Origin of the sequence: Tenacibaculum sp. L6, assembly GCF_028823685.1 — a bacterium.
Lineage (GTDB): Bacteria > Bacteroidota > Bacteroidia > Flavobacteriales > Flavobacteriaceae > Polaribacter.
This window is the reverse complement of the sequence record NZ_JAPEHZ010000113.1, coordinates 1-3,148: the sequence shown is the minus strand read 5'-3', so window position 1 is coordinate 3,148 and position 3,148 is coordinate 1. Positions and strand designations below refer to the sequence as shown.

The window sequence follows — 3,148 nt, the reverse complement described above, 5'->3', positions numbered from 1 at the left end:
GACTTTTTACAATCGAAAGGCTATGATACGAGTCATTTTGATTTTCTAGTACAGACCATTCCTATTTTAAAATACTATACGGTGTTCAACGGAGCAGATATTGAGGGTATTGATTTTGGATTGGACAAATTAACCGCTTTGGAAAAAGCACGTTTAGGTTTTGTTGCACCAAGTGCCCCTCACAATACGGAAGAAAAGAACCCGATAGCAGAACTTATCATTCAGTACTTTCCGAAAGACAGTGCGAAGATAGTACACGGATTTAAAGGAGCGAGTTACAACCCCACTCAAGACAAGGTAAAAATGCCTAAGTACGAAGCCTTTTATCAGAGTATTGACTATTACAGTACGTTATTCCATGAAATGATACACAGTACAGGACACCCAAGCCGATTGAACCGTCCTTTTGGAAAACGTTTTGGCGATGTGGTGTATGCCAAGGAAGAACTCATAGCAGAGTTTGGAGCGGTGTTTTTATCCGCACAAGCAGGGATTTTATGGAAGACACAAGCAAACCATGCGGACTACCTAAAAAACTGGCAATTGGCGTTACAATTTATGCAAGAAGATACAAAGCTTTTAATGCGTGCAGCTAGTGAGGCACAAAAAGCAGTGGATTACCTCTTACAAATAGACACTAACAAAGAGCCTAAGTTTTACAAAGCACTGGTAAAAACCAGTCAAAAAGCAAGCCCAAAACCAAGGAAAACACCCGCTTTAAATAAACCTAAAAATAAAGTATCAGAGTCACGACCAAAGAATAATATACCAGGGAATCTCAACACAAACTCGGTAGCCTACAAACGAAAGCAACTACGACATAGAACCTTTGAGTATTACCAAATTGAGGATGCTGTACTAGCAAGCTTTTTAGGGAAGCTAGAGATAAAGAGCAAAGAAAGTTTAGTGATTACTCTAGCAGGGAAACGAGGTTCAAGTAAAACACACTTTGCGTTTAAGTTTATCAATGTATTAGCTCAAAAATACAAGGTCGGTCATGCCTCTATGGAAGAACACCCTGAAAGTGCGTTGTATTGGGACAAAGCAGATATGTATTTTAACGAAGTAGCAGAACGTAATTTGTCCAATCCTGATATTGAAAACTTAGACCAATTAGACAAGCTGATTAGAGAAAACGATGTGATTGTGATTGATAGTTTTGCCAAGTTAAAGGAACTGGATAGCAAGTTTGAAATCGACAAAGACCTACGAAAGAAGTATGACGGGAAATTGTTTTTTATCATCTTCCAACAAACCGCAGATGGGAAGATGAGAGGAGGCTCAAAAAGTGGCTTTGATGGGGATTGTGTTTTCTTTACCGAGAAAACAAATCATTACAAAACTAACTTTATTTACACGGATAAAAACCGTTACCAAGATAAACCTCTCGACCAGTTGAAATACAATATCTATTCAGGGAAACTCGACCCGATTATCTCTGAAGAAGTGGTTACAGAAAATGTGATGCCGAAAGAAGTGGAATTTTAGGATATATCCCGCAAGATGATTTACAATCGTTTTGCGGACGTGATTTTTTGTGATATTGAAATACTTAAAGAGTTGCTTATAGCGATTGTTGGTAATAATTTTTTTACTCATCATTTGTAATTCTAACTAAAATACATATTCCAGAAATATTTGCGTTACGAACTTCAAATTTTTCTATACCATACCTATAAGTGTCTTTTTTTAAAGAAAGTAATAACTTTTTCAATTCAATATCCATTCTAGATTGTTTAAGAAAATTATCCAATTCTAAATCGGTTATTTTTTCATTACCATATTTATTTTCATATTCTTTAGGTAAATAAGTTGTAAAATCTTTGTAAGCATAAGTACCTTCAAATTGTATAGACCCTATGTTTTTTAATGCGAAATTTTCTTTAATAATAGGGATACACTTTTTAAGATGTTTTACAGCTGTGGAAAAAAACATTTTTTCTGAATGCATAGTTAAATGTCTTATATTTATGCCAATATGAGACTTGGTACTGTCTATATCCCATTCCTTAATATTAATTTTAAAGTCAAGAGTATCTTTTGAGGTAACCCATAAATAAGAAAACGATTTTATATAATGGTCATAGTCTGTCTTATTGATTTTTTTTTTACTATAATGGTATCACCATTTTTTATCGAAGTTTTAGAAGGAGTTTTACTGGACTTAGTTTTTGTTTCTTGTTGCTCTTTTTTATTTGTATCATATCTACAACTAATTATTAATGAGGATATGAGTAGAATTAAAAAGGTGTGTTTCATTTTTAGTTTATTTACAGCGGTTTTAGTATAAGAATATGGGTTTTAGGAATTAACTTTTATTAATATTCATTTAGTCTTAATTTTGAACTAAATCTGTTATTGTTTATATACATCTTTGTTATCTACTGGCTTTTTTCTGTTCAGATTGTCATTCAGCGTTGGCAAAGATATACTCTTTTGCAATTTTTGGCTTGTGTCTTGGCTGGTGCGAATTGCAAATGTGTATGACTTTAAGCGTTGGCATTTTCAGTCAGTTTGTTTAATTCCTTTTTCTTTCTCTCTACATACAAAACCACATCTTTAATCACTAATTTATGAATGGCAGAAATTACAGTTTCCATTATTTCATAGTCGGGTTTTCCGTCTTTTACTGGAAGCGAAATATCTAATGCATCAGCGTCTTTTGCGTAGAAATTTCTACCATAATTAAATTGTCCGTTGTATGATGATTTGTGGATTGCAGAAGTCACAAAAACAGATGCGTATTTTGGCAGTTTTTCAGTATGAACGACTGCAATATGGTCGTCACCACCATATTTGAAGTTTCTATATTTGGCTGAACCAAACATATCAATAGTGGTCGTATTTGCTGAAAAGATTTTAACGTCATTTCCAATAAATGCGGAAACGCCTTCGTCAGTTTCTCCTGCCGTGATAAAAGGCAAAGTTCCTGTAACTCGGTTAGCACTTTTTAATCGTCTGCCACGAGTTGATTTTCCAAATAGATTTTCAAGGTTAAAAATGCTCCAATTGACATTTGTATAATTTTCTAAAGCTTTTTTATCTTGTACAGTCAGTTGATAATCGCATAAGCCATTTTCAACAAGATGTTTTTCTAACTTTAAAATCTGCTCTTTTTTTATTTCTGACACGAAACAATCCATAAAAT

The 3,148-nt window shown here is 33.8% G+C and carries 3 protein-coding genes; 1 reads left to right on the top strand and 2 read right to left on the bottom strand.

All coding sequences use genetic code 11. From position 1 onward, the window contains the following. Positions 1–1,488, top strand: a 1,488-nt coding sequence (locus OU788_RS12035) for an ArdC family protein (RefSeq protein WP_274635391.1), incomplete at its 5' end; no start/stop codon positions are given. A 103-nt stretch (positions 1,489–1,591) separates the two neighbouring features. Here OU788_RS12035 and OU788_RS12030 read toward each other — a convergent pair. Together OU788_RS12030 and OU788_RS12025 are read right to left on the bottom strand one after the other, a co-directional pair. Beyond that, on the bottom strand, positions 1,592–1,936 hold the full coding sequence (locus tag OU788_RS12030; RefSeq protein WP_274635390.1) for a hypothetical protein: 345 nt from the start codon (positions 1,934–1,936) through the stop codon (positions 1,592–1,594). A 553-nt stretch (positions 1,937–2,489) separates the two neighbouring features. Continuing rightward, positions 2,490–3,148, bottom strand: a 659-nt coding sequence (locus OU788_RS12025; protein WP_274635389.1) for a restriction endonuclease subunit S, incomplete at its 5' end; no start/stop codon positions are given.